This window comes from Mycobacterium sp. NGS40 (assembly GCF_059812735.1).
On the sequence record NZ_JCALDG010000004.1, the window covers coordinates 1 to 18,239 of the forward strand.

Consider the following 18,239-nt stretch of genomic DNA (forward strand, 5'->3'; position numbering starts at 1 on the left):
GGCGCCCAGCCCGTTCAATGACCAGTGCAGCGCGATCGGCGCGATCAGGCTGCCGCTGCGCCGGCGCAACCAGCTGAACACGAAGCCCGCGCTGCCGGTCGCTACCACGGCCAATGTCACGCCGGCGGCCATGCCGACGAACCCGCCGCCGAACAGCCGGGTTAAGCCGACGTTGTTGCTGGTCAGTCCCAGCGACGTGGCGACGTGCCACAGGCCGAACAGCAATGAGCCGGCGAGTGCGACCCCGCGGAATCCCCAGGCCCGATGCAGCGTGCCGTGCAGCACACCCCGGAAGGCCAGCTCCTCGGGAATCACGGTCTGCAGCGGGATGATGACCATCGAGGCGATCAGCGCGCCGGAGACCGTTGCGTAGTGGTTGTTCAGGAACATCGGCCGCGTCATGGGCAGCAGTACGCCGACCGCGATCACCGACGCCACGACAGCCACCGCGGCCAGCGCGTAGCCCAGCCCGGATTTCCAGTGCTCCCGGCCGAGGCCCAGGTCGACCCAGTCCAAACCGGTGGCACGCATCAACACGACCAGCCCGACGGCTGCCACCGGCACCGTCGCGACACTCGCCCACGGCGTGGTGAAGTGTGCGACCAGGTTGGTCAGCACCAGCACCACGACCACCACGGCAATGTCGAAGTACAGCCGCAGCCGGTGCAGCGCCGACAATTGCGACACCACCGGGTGCAGGTCGACGGCATCGAGGGCCGTGGCGTGCTCAGACATCCCGGCCGAGTTTACCTGCGCGCCCCTGCCGCCCAGGTCACGACGACGGCTGAGATTCCCACTTCCAGTTCGCGATCTGCGGGTCGTCCTCGCCGTGCTCGCGGGTGTAGCGGCGGGCGTTCAGCCGCGCGTCGACCATCCGCTGCCGCAGCAGCGCGGCCCGGCCCGCCAACCCGTCAACCCGGTCGATGACGTCGATGACCAGGTGGAAACGGTCGAGGTCGTTGAGCATCACCATGTCGAACGGCGTCGTGGTGGTGCCGCGCTCCTTGAACCCGCGGACATGGATGTGCGGGTGATTGGTGCGGCGATAGCACAGCCGATGGATCAGCCACGGATAGCCGTGATACGCGAAGATGACCGGCTTGTCGCGGGTGAACAACGCGTCGAACTCCTTATCCGGCAATCCATGTGGATGCTCGGAGTCCGGCTGCAGGCGCATCAGGTCGACGACGTTGACCAGCCGCACGGCCAGGTCGGGCAGCTCGCGGCGCAGGATGTCGGCCGCGGCGAGCGCCTCCTGGGTGGGGATGTCGCCGGCGCAGGCCAGCACCACGTCGGGTTCCCCGGTCGCGGTGCTCGCCCAATCCCAGATCCCCAGGCCGCGGGTGCAGTGGGCGATCGCCTCGTCGATGCCGAGGTAGGCCAGGGCGGGTTGCTTGCCGGCGACGATGACATTGATGTAGTCGCGGCTGCGCAGGCAGTGATCGGCCACCGACAGCAGTGTGTTGCCGTCCGGCGGCAGATAGACGCGCACGATCTCGGCGCGCTTGTTGGCGACCAGGTCGATGAACCCCGGGTCCTGGTGTGATGCGCCGTTGTGGTCCTGACGCCACACATGCGAGCTCAACAGGTAGTTCAGCGACGCGATCGGCTGCCGCCACGGCAGTTCGCGGCTGGTAGCCAGCCATTTCGCGTGCTGGTTGAGCATCGAGTCGACGATGTGCACGAACGCCTCGTAGCAGTTGAACAGCCCGTGCCGTCCGGTGAGTAAATAGCCCTCCAGCCATCCCTGGCACAGGTGCTCGGAGAGCACCTCCATCACGCGGCCGTCGGGCGCCAGGCCCTCGTCGTCGGGCTCGACCTCGGACATCCACACCTTGTCGGTCGACTCGAACACGGCCGACAGCCGGTTGGACGCGGTTTCGTCGGGTCCCATCAGCCGGAAGCGGTCGGGGTTGTGGGTGATGACGTCGCGCAGGAAGGTCCCCAGCACCCGGGTCGCCTCGTGGGTGGACGCGGCCGGCTTTTCGACCGGCACCGCGTAGTCGCGGAAGTCCGGCAGGTCCAGCTCGCGCAGCAACAGGCCGCCGTTCGCGTGCGGGTTGGCGCTCATCCGCCGCTGCCCCTTCGGGGCGAGCTGGCGCAGCTCGGGACGCAGCACGCCGTGGGAGTCGAACAACTCGTCGGGCCGATAGCTGCGCATCCACTCTTCGAGCTGCGCGCGGTGCGCGGGGTTGTCGTGCGTCTCGGACAACGGCACCTGGTGGGACCGCCAGGTGCCCTCGACGTGCTTGCCGTCGACCTCCTTGGGGCCGGTCCAGCCTTTCGGGGTGCGCAGCACGATCATCGGCCACACCGGGCGCTCGGCGGTCGTGCCGTTGCGCGACGCGTGCTGGATGCCGGCGATTTCGTCGAACGCGTCGTCCAGCGCGGCGGCCAGCGCGCGGTGCACGGTGGCCGGGTCGTCACCGGCGACCGTGATCGGCCGGTAACCGTAGCCGCGCAACAGTGATTCGAGTTCGGTGTGCGGGATGCGGGCCAGCACGGTCGGATTGGCGATCTTGTAACCGTTGAGGTGCAGGATCGGCAGCACCGCCCCGTCGACGGCCGGGTTGAGGAATTTGTTCGAGTGCCAGCCGGCCGCCAGCGGACCCGTCTCGGCTTCGCCGTCGCCGATCACGCAGGCAACCACCAGGTCGGGGTTGTCGAACGCCGCACCGAACGCATGCACCAGCGCGTAGCCGAGTTCACCGCCCTCGTGGATGGAGCCCGGGGTCTGGGCCGCGACGTGGCTGGGGATGCCGCCGGGGAACGAGAACTGGCGAAACAGCTTGCGCAGCCCCTCGGTGCCCTCGCCGATGGCGCTGTAGATCTCGGTGTAGGTGCCTTCGAGGTAGGCGTTGGCGACCAGGCCCGGGCCGCCATGGCCCGGTCCGGTGACATAGATGACATTGGCATCCCGGTTGCGGATGATCCGGTTCAGGTGCGCGTAGATGAGGTTGAGCCCGGGCGTGGTGCCCCAATGCCCCAGCAGCCGGGGTTTGACGTGTTCAGCCGCCAGCGGCTGTTTGAGCAGGGGATTGTCGAGCAGATAGATCTGCCCGACCGACAGATAGTTGGCGGCCCGCCAATACTTGTCGATCAGCGTGAGTTCGTCGTCGGAGAGTGCTTCGGGCGCGGTTGTCGGGGTTTGCAGGCTCACGTGCCCGATTGTCCGCGCCCCCGATGAACACCGCCATGCGAGCCGATCACTGCTCGCCGCGGGCGCGGTCCTCGTAGGCCTTGCGCTTCTCGGTGTCGACGGCGTCGGTGAAGACGTGGTCGCCGCCGAGGAGACGGTTGAGGCCCTCGGATACCGATCGGGGCATGAACTTCGCGGAAACGGCCAGCGCCCCCATCACCTTCGTGATCCGGACCCGCGGCTTGGGCCGGGCGATCAACTCGATGATCGCGTCGGCGATGTCGGACGGTTCAGCGTTTCTGAGGCCCTTCGCGCCCTGGGTTCCGGCGATCAGTTCGGTGTTGACGAACGTCGGATTGACCAGCGAGAACTGCACGCCGGTGCCGCGGTATTCGAGCCTGACCGTGTCGGTGAAGCCAATCACCGCGTGCTTGCTGGCGCAATAGGTGGCCGCCCCGGGGATGTTCGCCTCCCCGGCCAGCGAGGCGACGTTGATGACGTGTCCGGTGTGGCGGGGCACCATGCGCTGGACGGCCAGCTTGGTGCCGAGAATCACGCCGTAGACGTTGATGTCCAGAATGCGCCGGGTGACCGCGTCGGGCTCCTCGATGATGCGGCCGAGCGGCATGATGCCGGCGTTGTTGATCAGCACGTCGATGGGGCCGAGCTGGCGCTCCACCTCGTCGAGGAATTCCGCGAACGAGTGCGGATCGGTGACATCGAGCTTGCCGTACACGTCGAGGCCGAGAGCGGCACCCGACTCCTTGACCCGGACCTCGTCGATGTCGCCGATCGCGACCTTGGCGCCCAGGTTGTGCAACGCGGTCGCGGTGGCCAGCCCGATTCCCCGCGCGCCGCCGGTGATCACGATGACCTTGTCGCGAATCTTGAGAGCGTGCGCCGCGTTGTCTGCCATCCGGTTAGCACAGCACTCGATGTCGTGCCGCGCAATGACCTTTCACCAGCCCGCCGAACCGGGGACACCCTTGAACGGCCCGATGACCCAGCTGGTGATCCAGCCTCCGTAAAAGCCACCGGGCTGCGCGGTGACGACCTCGCCGTTGACGGTGCACCGGTCGACGGCGGCGGCCATCACGGCCAGCGCACCGGCGATCGACTCGAAGCCGGGGGTTGGATTCAGATAACTCCACGCCGCCTTGCGGGCGACGACGTCGCCGCCGCCGACCAGGTCGTAATAGCTTGCGCGGCCTTTCCATTCACACCACGAGCTACCGGATGCAGAACGCACCGCGCCGTCGGCGAACGCGTCACGCGGCAGGTAATAGGTCGGCGGATGACTGGTCTCCAGGACTCGCCAGGCGTGGCTGGTCGAGGCAATGACGTGGCCGCCCAGCTCAACGGTGATCGAGCCGGTGAACGGCTCGACGCGCGGAGGCCGCGGGTAGTCCCACACTGATTCCTGATCGCTCACCTCAAGACACCTCCTGCTCAACGCAAGCAGAGCCAGGCCAGGCTACCGGCCCCGAACACCGCGCAGTAGACGGCGAACGGTGTCAGCGTGCGGGTTTCGAAGTACCGGGTGAGGAAGCGCACCGCGAGGTAGGCGCAGATGAAAGACGCGATGCTGCCCGCCAGCACCTGGCCACCGATGCCACTGCCCAGCGGCCCGAACAGCTCCGGGATCTTGTACACGCCGGCGGCCAGGATGATCGGCGTCGCCAGCAAGAAGGAGAAGCGGGCGGCGTCCTCGTGCGACAAGCCGCGCCACAGGCCGGCGACGATTGTGATGCCGGAACGGCTGATCCCGGGCAGCAGCGCCAGGATCTGAGCGGCACCGATCAGCACGCCCCGCCCGATGGGTAGCTGGGCGAGCCGGCTGTCGACGGCCTCGCCGGAGTGCCCGACGGGGGCGCCGACCGGTTCGGGGACCGCGGCCGCGGCGCGGCGGCGCAGCACCTCGCCGGCGTACAGGGCGATTCCATTGAGCAGCAGGAAGATTGCCGCCGGGATCGGCTTGCCCAGCGTGGTGCGAAAGAGCTTTTCTAGAAAGAGGCCCGCCAGACCCACCGGAATGGTGCCGCCGACCAGGAGCCACGCCAACCGCTCGTTGGACGTCTGGATCCGGCGGTGCCGCGCCGAGGAGCCGAGGCCGGCCAGTACGCGCAGCCAATCGCGCCAGAAGAACACCAGCAGCGCGGCGGCGGTGGCGACGTGCAGGCCGACGATGAACGCCAGGTACGGCGACTGCGGTGCGGACACGTCCAAGTCGCGCGACCACTGGCCGCCGACCAGGGCCGGCACCAAAATAGAGTGGCCGAGGCTGGACACCGGGAACAGCTCGGTCACACCCTGCGCGGCGCCGACCAGAAGCGCTTCGACGTAACTCAAGTGCGCACTCACGGACCGACTCCTCCATTCCTCGGCGGACGACAAACTACGCAGCGTAGCCGGTCGGCTGGGCCGATCCGAAGCCCGTCCGAACCAGGTTGAGCGGCTGTGCATTTGGCCGCTCGGGGCCGGTACGGTGGGCGGATGGCCGACAAGTTGCTCGCCGGGGTGCGCATCGTCGACTTGTCCAGCGGCAGTAGCGACACGGTGACCCGCCTGCTCGCCGACCTGGGAGCCGACGTCGTCAAGGTGGAACCGCCGGGCGGCAGCCCCGCTCGTCACGACCGGCCCACGCTGGCCGGTGCCAGCATCCCGTTCGCCGTGCACAACGCCAACAAGCGCAGCGTGGTGCTGGATCCGCGCGTCGACGACGACCGCCGCAGTTTCTTCGAGCTGGTCGGGGGAGCCGACATCGTCGTCGACGCGGCGGATCAGGCCGCCACGTTCGGCACGTCGGCAGTCGAGCTGGCCGATCGCCACCCGCACCTGGTCGTGCTTTCGATCACCGACTTCGGCGCCACCGGGCCGCGCTCGTCGTGGCGTGCGACCGACCCGGTGCTCTTCGCGATGTCGGGCGCGCTGTCGCGCTCCGGACCGACCGTCGGCACCCCGGTATTGCCGCCCGACGGCATCGCCTCGGCCACCGCCGCCGTGCAGGCGACCTGGGCGGCGCTCGTCGCATATTACAACAGATTACGTTGTGGCACAGGCGATTACATTGACTTCTCACGTTTCGACGCGGTCGTGATGGCGCTGGACCCGGCATTCGGCGCGCATGGGCAGGCCACCGCGGGACAACGCACCAGCGCGTGGCGGGGCCGGCCGAAAAACCAGGACCCGTACCCGATCTGCCCGTGCCGGGACGGCTACGTCCGGCTCTGCGTGATGGCGCCCAGGCAGTGGCGTGGCCTGCGCCGGTGGTTGGGGGAGCCGGAGGAATTCCAGGACCCCAGCTACGACACGCTGGGCGCCCGGTTCGCCGCGTGGCCGCGGATCAGCGTGCTGGTCGACGCGTTGTTCGCCGACAAGACCATGAAGGAGCTGGTTGCGCAGGGCCAGGCGCACGGAGTGCCGATCTCGGCGGTGCTGACGCCGTCGCGGATCCTGGCCTCCGAGCACTTCCAGGCCGTCGGCGCGATCACCAGTGCCGAGCTGGTGCCCGGGGTGCGCATCGACGTGCCCACCGGATACTTCGTGGTCGACGACGAACGCTGCGGCTTCCGGACCCCAGCTCCGGTGGCCGGAGCCGACGAACCGCGCTGGCTGGCCGGCCCGGTGACCGCGGCCCCGTCGGGCGCGGCCGGCGAGTATCCGTTCACGGACCTCAGGATTCTCGACCTGGGCGTGATCGTCGCCGGCGGCGAGTTGAGCCGGCTCTACGGGGACATGGGCGCGCAGGTCATCAAGATCGAAAGCGCCGACTATCCCGACGGGCTGCGGCAGTCGCGCGTCGGCGCGGTGATGAGCGAATCGTTCGCCTGGACCCACCGCAATCACCTGGCGCTGGGCCTGGACCTGCGTAGCGAGCAGGGCAAGGAGATCTTCCGCCGGCTGGTCGCCGAGGCCGACGCGGTGTTCGCCAACTTCAAGCCGGGAACCCTTACCTCGCTTGGGTTTTCATTCGAAGCCCTGCGCGAGATCAACCCCCGCATCGTGCTCGCGGGCAGCAGCGCGTTCGGAAACCGGGGGCCGTGGAGCAGGCGCATGGGTTACGGTCCGTTGGTCCGCGCCACCACCGGGGTGACCAGTCTGTGGACATCCGAGGAAGCTTCCGCCGAAGCGCGTACCGCCGGGGCACGGCACGCGTTCTACGACGCGACGACGATCTTTCCCGACCACATCGTGGGACGGGTCACCGCGATCGCGGCACTGGCGGCGCTGATCCGCCGCGATCGGACCGGCGACCCGGCCCATGTCCACATCTCACAGGCCGAGGTCGTCGTCAATCAGCTGGACACCCTTTACGTCGCCCAGGCCGCGCTGGGAGCCGGCGCCGCCGTCTGCGACGACACCAGCGTGCACGCGGTATACCCGTGCGCCGGCGATGACGAATGGTGCGTCATCTCGATCTGCTCGGACACCGAATGGCGTTGTCTCACTGCCTTTTTTGATCAGCCTCAGCTGGCTGACGATCCGCGCTTCGCGACCGGCCAGGCGCGCACGGCCCATCGCGCGGAGTTGGTGCGGCTGGTCGCCGCCTGGACTCATACCCGAACCCCGGCACAAGCCGCCGAAGCGTTGCAGGCGGCCGGGATTGCGGCCGGACCGATGAACCGTCCACCGGACGTCCTCGCCGACCCGCAACTGGTCGAGCGCAAGCTGCTCAGCGACATGGTGCATCCGCTGGTCGAGCGCCCGCTGCCGGCCGAGACGGGGCCGGCACCGTTCCGCCACATCCCGGCGGCCCCACAGCGGCCCGCACCCCTGCCCGGTCAGGACACCCGGGAGCTCTGCCGGACTCTGCTCGGCATGAGCGCCGAGGAGATCGATCGCCTGATCACCGATCAGGTGCTGTTCGCGGCGGTTCCGTCGCCACGATAGGTTCGTCCCATGCCTGTCGACCCCAAAACACCGGTGCTGATCGGCTATGGCCAGGTCAATCACCGGGACGAGATCGACCCGGAAACACGTTCGGTTGAACCCGTCGACCTGATGGTCGCCGCAGCTCAGCAGGCCGCCGGCGCCGAGGTTCTGCGGGCCGTGGACTCCGTCCGGGTGGTCAATGTCCTTTCGGCGACCTACCGTGACGCCGGGCTGCTGGTCGGCGAGCGGATCGGCGCACCGAAGTTCACGACGCTGTACAGCCCGGTGGGCGGCAACGTCCCGCAAACACTGCTCAACCAGGCTTGCCTGGACATCCAGCAGGGCCGCGCCGGGGTGGTGCTGCTGAGCGGCGCCGAAACCTGGCGCACCCGGCGGGGGCTGAAGGCCAGGGGCGGCCGGCTGCAGTGGACGGCTCAGGACGAATCCGTGCCGATGGCCCAGGTCAGCGGCGAGGACGTGCCGATGGCCGGCGATGCCGAGCTCCGGATCGGACTAGACCGGCCGGCCTACGTCTACCCGCTGTTCGAACAGTCCCTTCGCATCGCGAACGGTGAGTTGGTCGAGGACCATCGCCACCGCATCGGGGAGTTGTGGGCGCGCTTCAACGCCGTCGCGGTCGGCAATCCGCACGCCTGGATCCGCAAACCCGCGACCGCGGCCGAGATCGCGCAGCCCGGCCCGCAGAATCGGATGATCAGCTGGCCCTATACGAAGCTGATGAACTCCAACAACATGGTCGATCAGGGCGCGGCGCTGATCCTGACGTCGGTCGAGCAGGCCAAACGCCTGCGCATCCCGCAGGAGCGCTGGATTTACCCGCACGCCGGCACGGACGCCTACGACACGCCGTCGATCGCGGAGCGCCACGAACTGCACCAGTCGGCGGCCATCCGAATCGCCGGTGCGCGGGCGCTGCGGCTCGCCGGCCTGGGCATCGACGACGTCGACTACGTGGACCTGTACTCCTGCTTTCCGTCCGCCGTTCAGGTGGCGGCAGCCGAGCTCGGATTGAGTACCGACGACCCCGCCCGGCCGCTGACCGTCACCGGTGGCCTGACCTTCGCCGGCGGCCCGTGGAGCAACTACGTGATGCACTCGATTGCCACGGTGGCCGAACTGCTGGTGGCCAATCCCGGACGGCGCGCCCTGATCACCGCCAACGGCGGTTACCTGACCAAGCACAGCTTCGGGGTCTACGGCACCGAGCCGCCAGCCGAATTCCGTTGGGAGAATGCGCAATCCGCGGTGGAACGGGAACCGAACCGAGAGGGATTGGTGGAATGGGAGGGCGTCGGCACGGTCGAAGCGTGGACGACGCCGTTCGATCGCGACGGGCAGCCGGAGAAGGCTTTCGTTGCTGTGCGCACGCCGGAGGGGTCCCGGGCGCTGGCGGTCATCGCCGATCCCGACTCGGCGCAGGCGACTATTCGTGAAGATATCGGTGGCACCAAGGTGGCCGTCACCGCGGACGGCAGCGCCACGCTGCAGTAGCCCGGCGGGGGAGTTAAAAGGCCAGGCCACAGTGCCGTTCACCCGGTAACAGTCGCGCGGCGATAGAGGCGCGCATATTGTCGAGTCAGACGTTGGGGGAGGTGAGCCCAGGTGCACATCCTGGTTACCGACGCCACCGGCACAGTCGGGCGGCTGGTTGCACGGCAGCTGATTGCTGCCGGGCATTCGGTTTCCGGCATTTCTGAGTATCCCGACGCCCGTCTGGACCCCGCGGTCGAGTTCGTCTGCGCACCGCTGAACGACCCCATCCTGCAAGAACTGGCCGACGAAGCCGACGCGGTGATCCATCTGGCGCCGGTCGAACCCGACGCGCCCGGCAGCGCGGGCATCAACGGCGTGGCGCATGTGACGCATGCGGCCGGACGGGCCGGTGCGCGCCTGGTGTTCGTGTCCCAGGCCGCCGGCGCCGCTGAGGTCTACGAGCCGGCGGAGGACCTGGTGTCCACCAGCCTGGGGCCAAGCCTGGTCATCCGGATGGCGCCGCCGGTGGGCCGACAACTCGACTGGATGGTGTGCCGCACCGTGGCCACCTTGCTGCGCACGAAGGTGTCCGCGCAGCCGATACGGGTGCTGCACCTCGACGACCTGGTGCGGTTTCTGGTGTTGGCGCTCAACACCGACCGCACCGGCTTCGTGGATCTGGCTACCCCGGATACCACCAACGTGGTGACCGCGTGGCGGGTGTTGCGCGCCGTAGACCCCCGGTCGCGAAGCCATCGGATTCGCGGCTGGCCGCAGCTGGTTCCGTCGGTGGATATCGTTGCCGCCCAGGAGGATTGGCAGTTCGAGTTCGGCTGGCCGGCATTCGACGCGGTCGCCGACACCGCGCGCGGACTCGTCGGCCGCAAGCTCGGCGCCGCAGGCGCGACCAGCCACGGCGTGCAGATGGCGCTTCCGGTCGAGGTCATCCCGCGTCCCGCACCATCCGACCAACTGCACAGTGCCGCGCCCGAGGGCGTCGAAGGCGAGTTCGACGACCGCATCGACCCGCGATTCCCGGTATTCGCCACCGACGGCCTCACCGAGGCGCTGCCCGGGCCGCTGACCCCGATCACCCTGGACGTGCAGATGAGCGGACTGCGCACCGCCAGCCGGGTGATGGGCCAGGCACTGACGCTGGGCGGTGTGGTCGACGACGAATGGGGCAGCAGGGCCATCGCGGTGTTCGGTCACCGCCCCTACGTCGGGGTCTCGGCCAACGTCGTCGCCGCAAACCAGCTGCTCGGCTGGGATGACCAGGCCCTTGTCACGCGCGCGTTGGTCGGTCAGCCGCAGGTCGCAGACGTACTGCCGTTCGGTCAACCCCGGCTGGCGGCCGGAGCGCTCGGGTCGGTCGCCAAGGCGGTCGCGACGACGCGATCCCTGGCCCTGATGCGCCATCTCAAGGCCAACACGCGGGCCTACAGCGCCGCCGCGACCGCCGAACATGCCGATGCCACGCAACTGGGTCTGTTGCCCGACGCGGGCCTGGGCGTGCGCGTTCGGCTGCTGCGAGACCGCATTCACCAGGGCTGGATTCTCACGGCGCTGTGGTTGATCGACTCCGGCGTCACCGCGGCGGCACTCGAACACACCGCGGCGGGCTCCCGCGTGCCTGGAGTGAACGCGATCATGGAAAGCAACCGGGTCACCGACGTGATCGCCGAACTAGCCGCCGCGCTGCGTGCTGACCCGCCACTGCGGGCGATGGCCGCCGAAGGCAATCTCGCCAGCATCCGTGCGCTTTCGTCCCCGACCGCCGCGTTGGTGGATGCCGCGATCGCGCGGATCGGGCACCGCGGGCCCGGGGCGGGCGAGCTGGCCAGCCGAGTCTTCGGCGACGACCCGACGCTGCTGTTGACCGCGGCCGCCGAGGCGGCCGGCGAGCCCACCGAACCAGATCCGCCCCCGACGCTGGTCCGGCGCATCGCCACCAACGCCCGCGTCTCACGCGAGCTCGCCCACGACACCACCCTGCGATTCACACACGAGCTTCGAGTGACGTTGCGCGAGCTGGGATCTCGACGAGTCAAGGCCGACCTGATCGACGTCGTCGATGACGTGTACTACCTGACCTGCGATGAACTGGTCACCATGCCGGCCGATGCCCGGCTGCGGATCAAACGCCGCCGCGCCGAGCGGGAACGCTTGCAAGCCCAGCACCCGCCCGACGTCATCGACCGCGACTGGGCGCCGGTCGAACCACCGTCAGCCCAGGAGATCAGCGCGCCGGACTAACTCACCAGATCCCGCAGCGAGAGCGCGTTGCGGACGGCGTGGCCGCCCAGGTCGTTGTTGAAGTACATCCACACGTCCCTGCCCTCGCGGTCCCATGCGACGACCCGGTCTGCCCAGGACCGCAACTCGTCGTCCGGGTAGGAATCGGCGTAGCGCGACTCCGGGTCCGGGCCGTGCATGCGGATGTAGACCAGATCGGTGGTGGCCCGCGGTATGCACGCCAAACCCGCACCGCTCATCACCACGTACGCGGCGCGGTGGCGCTCCAGCAACTGGTAGACGGCGGGGTCGTCCCAGGACGGGTGACGCAACTCGACGGCCACCCGGATAGATGCCGGAACGCGATCCAGGAACGAATCCAGTCGCTCTTGAGATGCGTTGTCGCGCTGCAATTCTGGATGCACCTGGACCAACAGCACACCGTGACGGTCGCCCAGCAGGCGCCAACACCGTTCGAATCGCTCGATCCAGGGCTCGGGCGAGCCCAGCCGGCGGTAGTGGGTCAATCCGCGGTGGGCCTTGACCGACATCGTGAAGCCGGGCGGCAATTGGTCGCGCCAACCCGTGAACGTCGAATCCTTGGGCCAGCGGTAAAAGCTGGCGTTGAGCTCGACGGTGTCGAAAACCTCCGCGTACCGGGCCAGCCGGCGCGCGGATGCCGTTCCACGCGGGTAGAGCACGTCAACCCAGTGGTCGTACGACCACCCCGAAGTGCCGATCCGGACGGTCAACCGGCCATCCGGCTACGCAGGTCCTTGTCCAGCGACGCCCGGACGAGCGCGGCGGCCAACCGCGCGTTGGCCCGCGGCGCCAGTGCTCCCAGCTCGGCCGGTTCGGTGGGCAGCCCCAGCTTCTTCGCTGTCGCGGTGGCACGGTCGTCGAAGTACGGACGGACCCACGGCCAAACGTCCTGCACCTCGCGCAGGTAGATGTCGGCGCCGGTATCGCCAATTCCCTTGAATTCTTTCAGCATTCGCTTCACCCGAGCGGGGTCGTGATGACTGCGCTCGGCGATTTCGCGCAGATCGCCGAAATACTCGTCGCTCACCCGCTGCGCCATCTCGGTGAGGCGGGTCGCCGAACTTTCGTCGTAGCGAACGTAGTGCGCGCGGCCGAACGCGTCGATCATCTCTTGCCGGTCGGCCGCCAGGATCGCCTTGGGCGTGCGCAGGCCCGCCTTGAACAGCTCGCGCGCCGCACGCATCGCGATAGCGGCATCGATGGGCTTGCTGGCCAGCATGCACAACACCAGCAGCTGAAACAGCGGCATCGGTTTGTCGCTGATCCGGATTCCCGCCTCGTGGGCGTACGTGCTGCCGCCGGCTTTGAGCACGCGTCGCACCAGCTGCCTGGACCCGTCCGACTTGCTCATAGCTGCGCGCGTACCCGCCACGCGCAGCGGCAAACGTTACTTCGGTGGCAGGCTGCGCGCGTACCCGATGCCGCGGTCAACCCAACTCGCAAGCTGGCGTTTGGTTTTCACACCCTCGGCGGCGACCCGCAACCAGCCCCGGGTTTCGCGGCCGGCCATCACCATCGGGCTGACGTGCGGGCGACCCAGCAGCGTGGCGGTGTCCTCGGGCGGCACCCGCACCATCAATCCGCCCTTCCCGCTGGCCGCGACCGCCATATTCCCGCCGACGAGGAAGGCCAGCCCGCCGAACATCGGCTTCTCGTCGACACCGGCCTGCGGTGCCAGTAATTCGCGGATCCGGTTGGCCAGGTCGTGGTCGTATGCCATGCGTCGACGCTAATCGTGCGCACCGACACGCGTGGCCGGGTCAGTCCAGGTCAACCCGAATGGTGAGCAGCTCGCTGCCCATGATGCGCACCACCGCGCTGTTGAGCCGCGGCAGATTGCCCAGCCGGCGCACCGCGTCGTCGTCGGGCAACAGGTGAGCGGTGCCGTTGCGCCATACACCGCCGAGGCGGACCCGGACACCGGGGTTGGCCTTGATGTTGCGGACGTAGTCCGAATGCTCGCCGTGTTCGGAAACCATCCAGAACTGGTTGTCTACCACACGTCCGCCCACCGGGGTGTGGCGAGGCTGCCCGCTCTTGCGGCCGGTCGTTTCGAGCATTGTCACCGGCAATTGTCGACCGACCGGATTGACCACCAGTCGCTGAACACGGTGCACTACTTGCCGTTTGAGATCGCCGAGGCCGCTCATACCGCCCATTCTGCAATACCCGGGCTTGTCCGGGGTCAGGCGGCCACCATGGTGGATTGCGCGACCGGTTCCAGCGCCTGCGCGACGATCTCCGCGACGTCGGTCATCGGTTTGACGCTCAGCGCCTCGAGCACTTCGGCCGGAACGTCATCCAGGTCCGGCTCGTTTCGCTGCGGGATGAAAACCGTTGACAGACCGGCACGTTGGGCGGCCAGCAGCTTCTGCTTCACGCCACCGATCGGCAGCACCCGGCCGTTCAGCGTAACCTCACCGGTCATGCCGACGTCGGAGCGAACCCGGCGACCGGTAGCCATCGACACCAGCGCGGTGACCATCGTGACCCCGGCCGACGGGCCATCCTTGGGCACCGCACCCGCCGGCACGTGCACGTGGATGCGCCGGTCCAGCGTCGCCGGGTCAACACCCAGTTCGGCCGCGTGGGAGCGGACGTAGGACAGCGCGATCTGCGCCGACTCCTTCATCACGTCGCCCAGTTGACCGGTCAGCTGCAACCCGGGCTCACCGTCGGTGGCCCCGGCTTCGATGTAGAGCACATCGCCACCCAGGCCGGTGACAGCCAGTCCCGTGGCAACGCCCGGCACCGCGGTGCGTTCGGCCGACTCCGGCGTAAACCGCGGCCGGCCAAGGTAATCCACTAGATCCGGCTCGTCGATGATCACCGATTCGTCCGCGATCTTGGTCGTCACCTTGCGCAGTGCCTTGGCCAGCAGCCGCTCGAACTGACGAACCCCCGGCTCGCGGGTGTAATCGGCGGCGATCTTGCGCAGCGCCGCGTCGGTGACGGTGACCTCGTCGCTGGTCAACGCCGCGCGCTCGCGCTGCCGCGGCAGCAGGTACTCGCGGGCGATGGCGACCTTGTCGTCCTCGGTGTAACCGTCGATCGCCACCAGCTCCATGCGGTCCAGCAGCGCCGATGGGATATTTTCAATCACGTTGGCAGTAGCCAAGAACACGACGTCAGACAGGTCGAGGTCCAGATCCAGGTAGTGGTCGCGGAACGTGTGGTTCTGCGCCGGGTCCAGCACCTCGAGCAGTGCCGCGCTCGGGTCGCCACGATAATCGGATCCAACCTTGTCGATTTCGTCAAGCAGCACAACGGGATTCATCGAACCCGCCTCGCCGATCGCGCGCACGATCCGGCCCGGCAACGCGCCCACATAGGTGCGCCGGTGCCCACGGATCTCGGCCTCGTCGCGCACGCCGCCCAACGCGACGCGCACGAACTTGCGGCCCAGCGCCCGGGCCACGCTCTCGCCCAGCGACGTCTTGCCGACCCCGGGCGGACCCGCCAGCACCATCACCGCGCCCGAGCCGCGGCCGCCGACGACCTGCAGCCCACGCTGGGCGCGCCGCGAACGCACCGCCAGATATTCGACGATGCGGTCCTTGACGTCGTCCAGTCCGTGATGGTCGGCGTCCAGAATGGCCCGCGCCGCCGCCAGATCCGTCGAGTCCTCGGTGCGGACGTTCCACGGCAGGTCCAGCACGGTGTCCAGCCAGGTGCGAATCCAGCCGCTTTCCGGGCTCTGGTCGCTGGCGCGTTCCAGCTTGCCGACCTCGCGCAGCGCGGCCTCGCGGACGTTGTCGGGCAGCTCGGCGGCCTCGACCCGGGCCCGGTAGTCGTCAGAACCGTCAGTTCCCTCCTCGCCCAATTCCTTGCGAATCGCGGCGAGCTGCTGGCGCAGCAGAAACTCCTTCTGCGTCTTCTCCATGCCCTCGCGGACGTCCTCGGCGATCTTGTCGTTGACCTCGACTTCGGCCAGATGATCAGCCATCCAGTCGATCAGGACCCGCAGCCGCGCGGCGACGTCCACCGTCTCCAGCAGCTGCCGCTTCTGCAAATCGGTCAGATACGACGCGTACCCCGACGTATCGGCCAGCGCCGACGGATCGGTCAGGCTGTTGACGTAGTCGATGATCTGCCACGCCTCGCGCCGCTGCAGCATGGCCAGCAGCAGCTTCTTGTACTCCGCCGCCAGCGCCGTGACCTCGTCGGTGACGTCGGCGTCGGCCACCTCGGTCACCTCGACCCACAACGCCGGGCCGGGGCCGGAGGCTCCCGCGCCGATCTGCGCCCTGCGCTCACCGCGCACGACGGCCGCGGCGCCACCACCGCCGGCGATACGTCCGACCTCAAGGATCTTCGCGATCACCCCGTGGGACGGATAGCGGTCCTCGAGGCGGGGGGCGATCAGCAGTTCACCGGACTCACTGGCCCGCGCCGCGTCGATGGCCGCCCGCGCGGCATCGTCCAGCTCGACCGGCACAACCATTCCGGGCAACACGATGGTGTCGGTGACGAACAGCACCGGCACTGATTTGGGTTCAGACATCAATACTCCAAAGGTTTAGTCTGTTGCGCTCAACCTTTGGCGAATGGGTTTTGTTCCCGATGACTCCCGGGCGTGCGGTGTTGCGTGGGTCAACCGGCGTTCAATTGGCTTCAATTAGCCGCAGCGCGCTGCCGCGCCCGGAATGCCTGGACCTTGACTTTGTTGCCGCAGGTGGCCATGCCGCACCAGTGCCGGTTCTTCGCCCGCGAGGAGTCGACATAGAGCAGCGAGCAGTCCGGGTGGTCGCAGCGCTTGACGTTGTCGATGTCGGGGCCCGCGAGCAGGTCCAGCAAATCCGCGGCCAGGGTGGCGATCAGTTGTGCCGCGGTCCCCTCGCGGGACGTGTCCCCGTTGGGGAGCAGCCGCGGCGTCAGCGCGGGGCGCGATGCCTGCTCATTCAACAGCTCGACATCGGCCGGCTCGGGCTCGCGGGCGTCCAGCCGCGCGGTGACAGTCCGGTAGATCGCTTCGCGCACGGCGATCGCGGCGGCAAGATCGTCGTCGGTGACCTCGATGGCGGCATCCACCAATCCGGCCTGCACTGCCCATTCCGACAACACCGCGGGCTCGATCAACCGTTCTTCGCGCGAGGTGTTGCGGTGTTTCAGCGTGCCCGCGAAGTTGAGGCAGGCCCGGCCGCATACGAACCCGAATTGCACGTAACCACCTTGACAGGTTTCGGTCAGCCCCGCAACAGATCGACCGACCTACTCGATCGGCCCGAGCCGGCGCAGCTGCGTGACGTGGGCGGGGGAGAGCTCCTCGAGACTCCGCACGCCCAGCAGCCGCATCGTGCGCAGCACCCCGCTCTCCAGGATGTCAATCGCGCGGTTGACCCCGGCCTCGCCGCCGGCCATCAGCCCGTAGAGATAGGCCCGCCCGACCAGCGTGAACCGTGCGCCCAGCGCGATCGCGGCCACGATGTCGGCGCCCGACATGATTCCGGTGTCCACCAGAATCTCGGTGTCCTTGCCCAGCTCGCGCGCCACCACCGGCAACAGATGGAAGGGCACCGGGGCCCGATCCAGTTGGCGTCCACCGTGATTGGACAACACGATACCGTCGACGCCGTGCTGCACGGCGGCCTTCGCATCGTCGAGCGTCTGGATGCCCTTGACCACGAGCTTGCCGGGCCACTGGTCCTTGATCCAGGCCAGATCGTCAAAGGTCAGGCTGGGATCGAACATCGTGCTCAGATACTCCGCGACGGTGCCCGGCCAGCGATCCAGCGACGCGAACGCCAACGGCTCGGTGGTCAGCAGGTCGAACCACCACTTCGGGTGCGGCACCGCGTCGAGCACGGTGCGCAGCGTCAGCGACGGCGGGACCGTCATCCCGTTGCGGTTGTCCCGGAACCGCGCCCCGGAGACCGGTACGTCCACGGTGGCCAGCAGGGTGTCGAAACCGGCGTCGGCGGCCCGCTTGACCAGCGCCATCGACCGGTCCCGGTCCTTCCACATATATAGCTGAAACCATTTGCGGCCCTGCGGGACCGCGGCCACCAGGTCTTCGATCGCGCAGGTGCCGAGCGTGGAAAGCGAAAACGGGATGCCGGCCCGGGCCGCCGCCGCCGCTCCGGCGATCTCGCCTTCGGTCTGCATCAGTCGGGTGAATCCGGTCGGCGCGATGCCGAACGGCAAGGCCACCGGCTGACCCAGCACGTCCCACCCGGCGGTCACATTGCTGACGTCACGCAGGATCGTCGGGTGAAATTCGATGTCGCGGAAGGCTTGTCGGGCACGCTGCAGCGACAACTCCTCCTCGGCCGCGCCGTCGGTGTAGTCAAAAGCCGCCTTGGGGGTACGCCGCTTGGCGATGCGGCGCAGATCCTCGATCGTGAATGCGGCGCTGAGCCGCCGCGTGGTCGCGTTGAGCTGAGGCCGCTTGAACTGCATGAGCGGGCCCAGGTCGCGGGCTTTGGGCATGCGTCGTTTGACGGCCATGTATGTCACC

Annotated in this window: 15 protein-coding genes; 3 read left to right on the plus strand and 12 right to left on the minus strand. The window is 68.2% G+C overall.

Annotated elements, in window-relative coordinates; genetic code table 11:
- From AC5Y5O_RS07590 to AC5Y5O_RS07610, 5 genes are all read right to left on the minus strand, one after another.
- The coding region (locus AC5Y5O_RS07590; RefSeq protein ID WP_500024477.1) for a CPBP family intramembrane glutamic endopeptidase at positions 1 to 735 on the minus strand (735 nt) is incomplete at its 3' end.
- Positions 736 to 772: 37 nt separating this feature from the next.
- Positions 773 to 3,160, minus strand: coding sequence for a phosphoketolase family protein (locus AC5Y5O_RS07595; protein WP_096287817.1), 2,388 nt, complete (start codon positions 3,158 to 3,160; stop codon positions 773 to 775).
- Positions 3,161 to 3,206: 46 nt separating this feature from the next.
- Positions 3,207 to 4,055 carry an SDR family oxidoreductase gene (locus AC5Y5O_RS07600; protein ID WP_500024480.1) on the minus strand — a complete coding sequence of 283 codons (849 nt, stop codon included), beginning with the start codon at positions 4,053 to 4,055 and terminating at the stop codon, positions 3,207 to 3,209.
- Positions 4,056 to 4,097: 42 nt separating this feature from the next.
- Complete coding sequence (locus tag AC5Y5O_RS07605) at positions 4,098 to 4,571, minus strand: DUF427 domain-containing protein (protein ID WP_500024486.1); 474 nt, start codon at positions 4,569 to 4,571, stop codon at positions 4,098 to 4,100.
- A 17-nt stretch (positions 4,572 to 4,588) separates the two neighbouring features.
- Entirely contained in the window at positions 4,589 to 5,500 is a 912-nt protein-coding gene (locus AC5Y5O_RS07610) for an undecaprenyl-diphosphate phosphatase (RefSeq protein ID WP_500024491.1), read from the minus strand.
- A gap of 132 nt (positions 5,501 to 5,632) precedes the next feature.
- Here AC5Y5O_RS07610 and AC5Y5O_RS07615 point away from each other — a divergent pair, with 132 nt between their 5' ends.
- The 3 genes from AC5Y5O_RS07615 (at position 5,633) to AC5Y5O_RS07625 (ending at position 11,761) form a co-directional block, all read left to right on the plus strand.
- Positions 5,633 to 8,029, plus strand: a complete 2,397-nt coding sequence (locus AC5Y5O_RS07615) for a CaiB/BaiF CoA transferase family protein (protein WP_500024493.1) — start codon at positions 5,633 to 5,635, stop codon at positions 8,027 to 8,029.
- A 9-nt stretch (positions 8,030 to 8,038) separates the two neighbouring features.
- On the plus strand, positions 8,039 to 9,523 hold the full coding sequence (locus AC5Y5O_RS07620) for an acetyl-CoA acetyltransferase (protein ID WP_500024495.1): 1,485 nt from the start codon (positions 8,039 to 8,041) through the stop codon (positions 9,521 to 9,523).
- 111 nt (positions 9,524 to 9,634) lie between these two features.
- Positions 9,635 to 11,761, plus strand: coding sequence for an NAD-dependent epimerase/dehydratase family protein (locus AC5Y5O_RS07625; RefSeq protein WP_096287827.1), 2,127 nt, complete (start codon positions 9,635 to 9,637; stop codon positions 11,759 to 11,761).
- Here the strand turns inward: AC5Y5O_RS07625 and AC5Y5O_RS07630 are convergent.
- From AC5Y5O_RS07630 to AC5Y5O_RS07660, 7 genes are all read right to left on the minus strand, one after another.
- Positions 11,758 to 12,492, minus strand: a complete 735-nt coding sequence (locus tag AC5Y5O_RS07630) for a DUF72 domain-containing protein (protein ID WP_500024496.1) — start codon at positions 12,490 to 12,492, stop codon at positions 11,758 to 11,760. The two genes, AC5Y5O_RS07625 and AC5Y5O_RS07630, sit on opposite strands and share 4 nt — an antisense overlap.
- Entirely contained in the window at positions 12,489 to 13,133 is a 645-nt protein-coding gene (locus AC5Y5O_RS07635; protein WP_096287831.1) for an endonuclease, read from the minus strand. The genes AC5Y5O_RS07630 and AC5Y5O_RS07635 overlap by 4 nt, the downstream gene beginning before the upstream one ends.
- 36 nt (positions 13,134 to 13,169) lie before the next feature.
- Positions 13,170 to 13,502, minus strand: coding sequence for a TfoX/Sxy family protein (locus AC5Y5O_RS07640; protein ID WP_096287833.1), 333 nt, complete (start codon positions 13,500 to 13,502; stop codon positions 13,170 to 13,172).
- Positions 13,503 to 13,542: 40 nt separating this feature from the next.
- The gene (locus AC5Y5O_RS07645) at positions 13,543 to 13,932 is read right to left on the minus strand and encodes a nitroreductase family deazaflavin-dependent oxidoreductase (RefSeq protein ID WP_096287835.1); all 390 of its coding nucleotides are present in this window, start codon (positions 13,930 to 13,932) and stop codon (positions 13,543 to 13,545) included.
- A 35-nt stretch (positions 13,933 to 13,967) separates the two neighbouring features.
- A complete protein-coding gene (lon, locus tag AC5Y5O_RS07650) occupies positions 13,968 to 16,286 on the minus strand; it encodes an endopeptidase La (RefSeq protein ID WP_500024497.1) in 2,319 nt (772 codons plus the stop codon).
- Positions 16,287 to 16,396: 110 nt separating this feature from the next.
- Positions 16,397 to 16,945, minus strand: a complete 549-nt coding sequence (locus AC5Y5O_RS07655) for a CGNR zinc finger domain-containing protein (protein WP_500024499.1) — start codon at positions 16,943 to 16,945, stop codon at positions 16,397 to 16,399.
- A 48-nt stretch (positions 16,946 to 16,993) separates the two neighbouring features.
- Positions 16,994 to 18,229 (minus strand): alpha-hydroxy acid oxidase, encoded by a 1,236-nt coding sequence (locus tag AC5Y5O_RS07660; RefSeq protein ID WP_500024500.1) that lies wholly within the window; start codon positions 18,227 to 18,229, stop codon positions 16,994 to 16,996.
- Between the last annotated feature and the right edge of the window lie 10 nt (positions 18,230 to 18,239).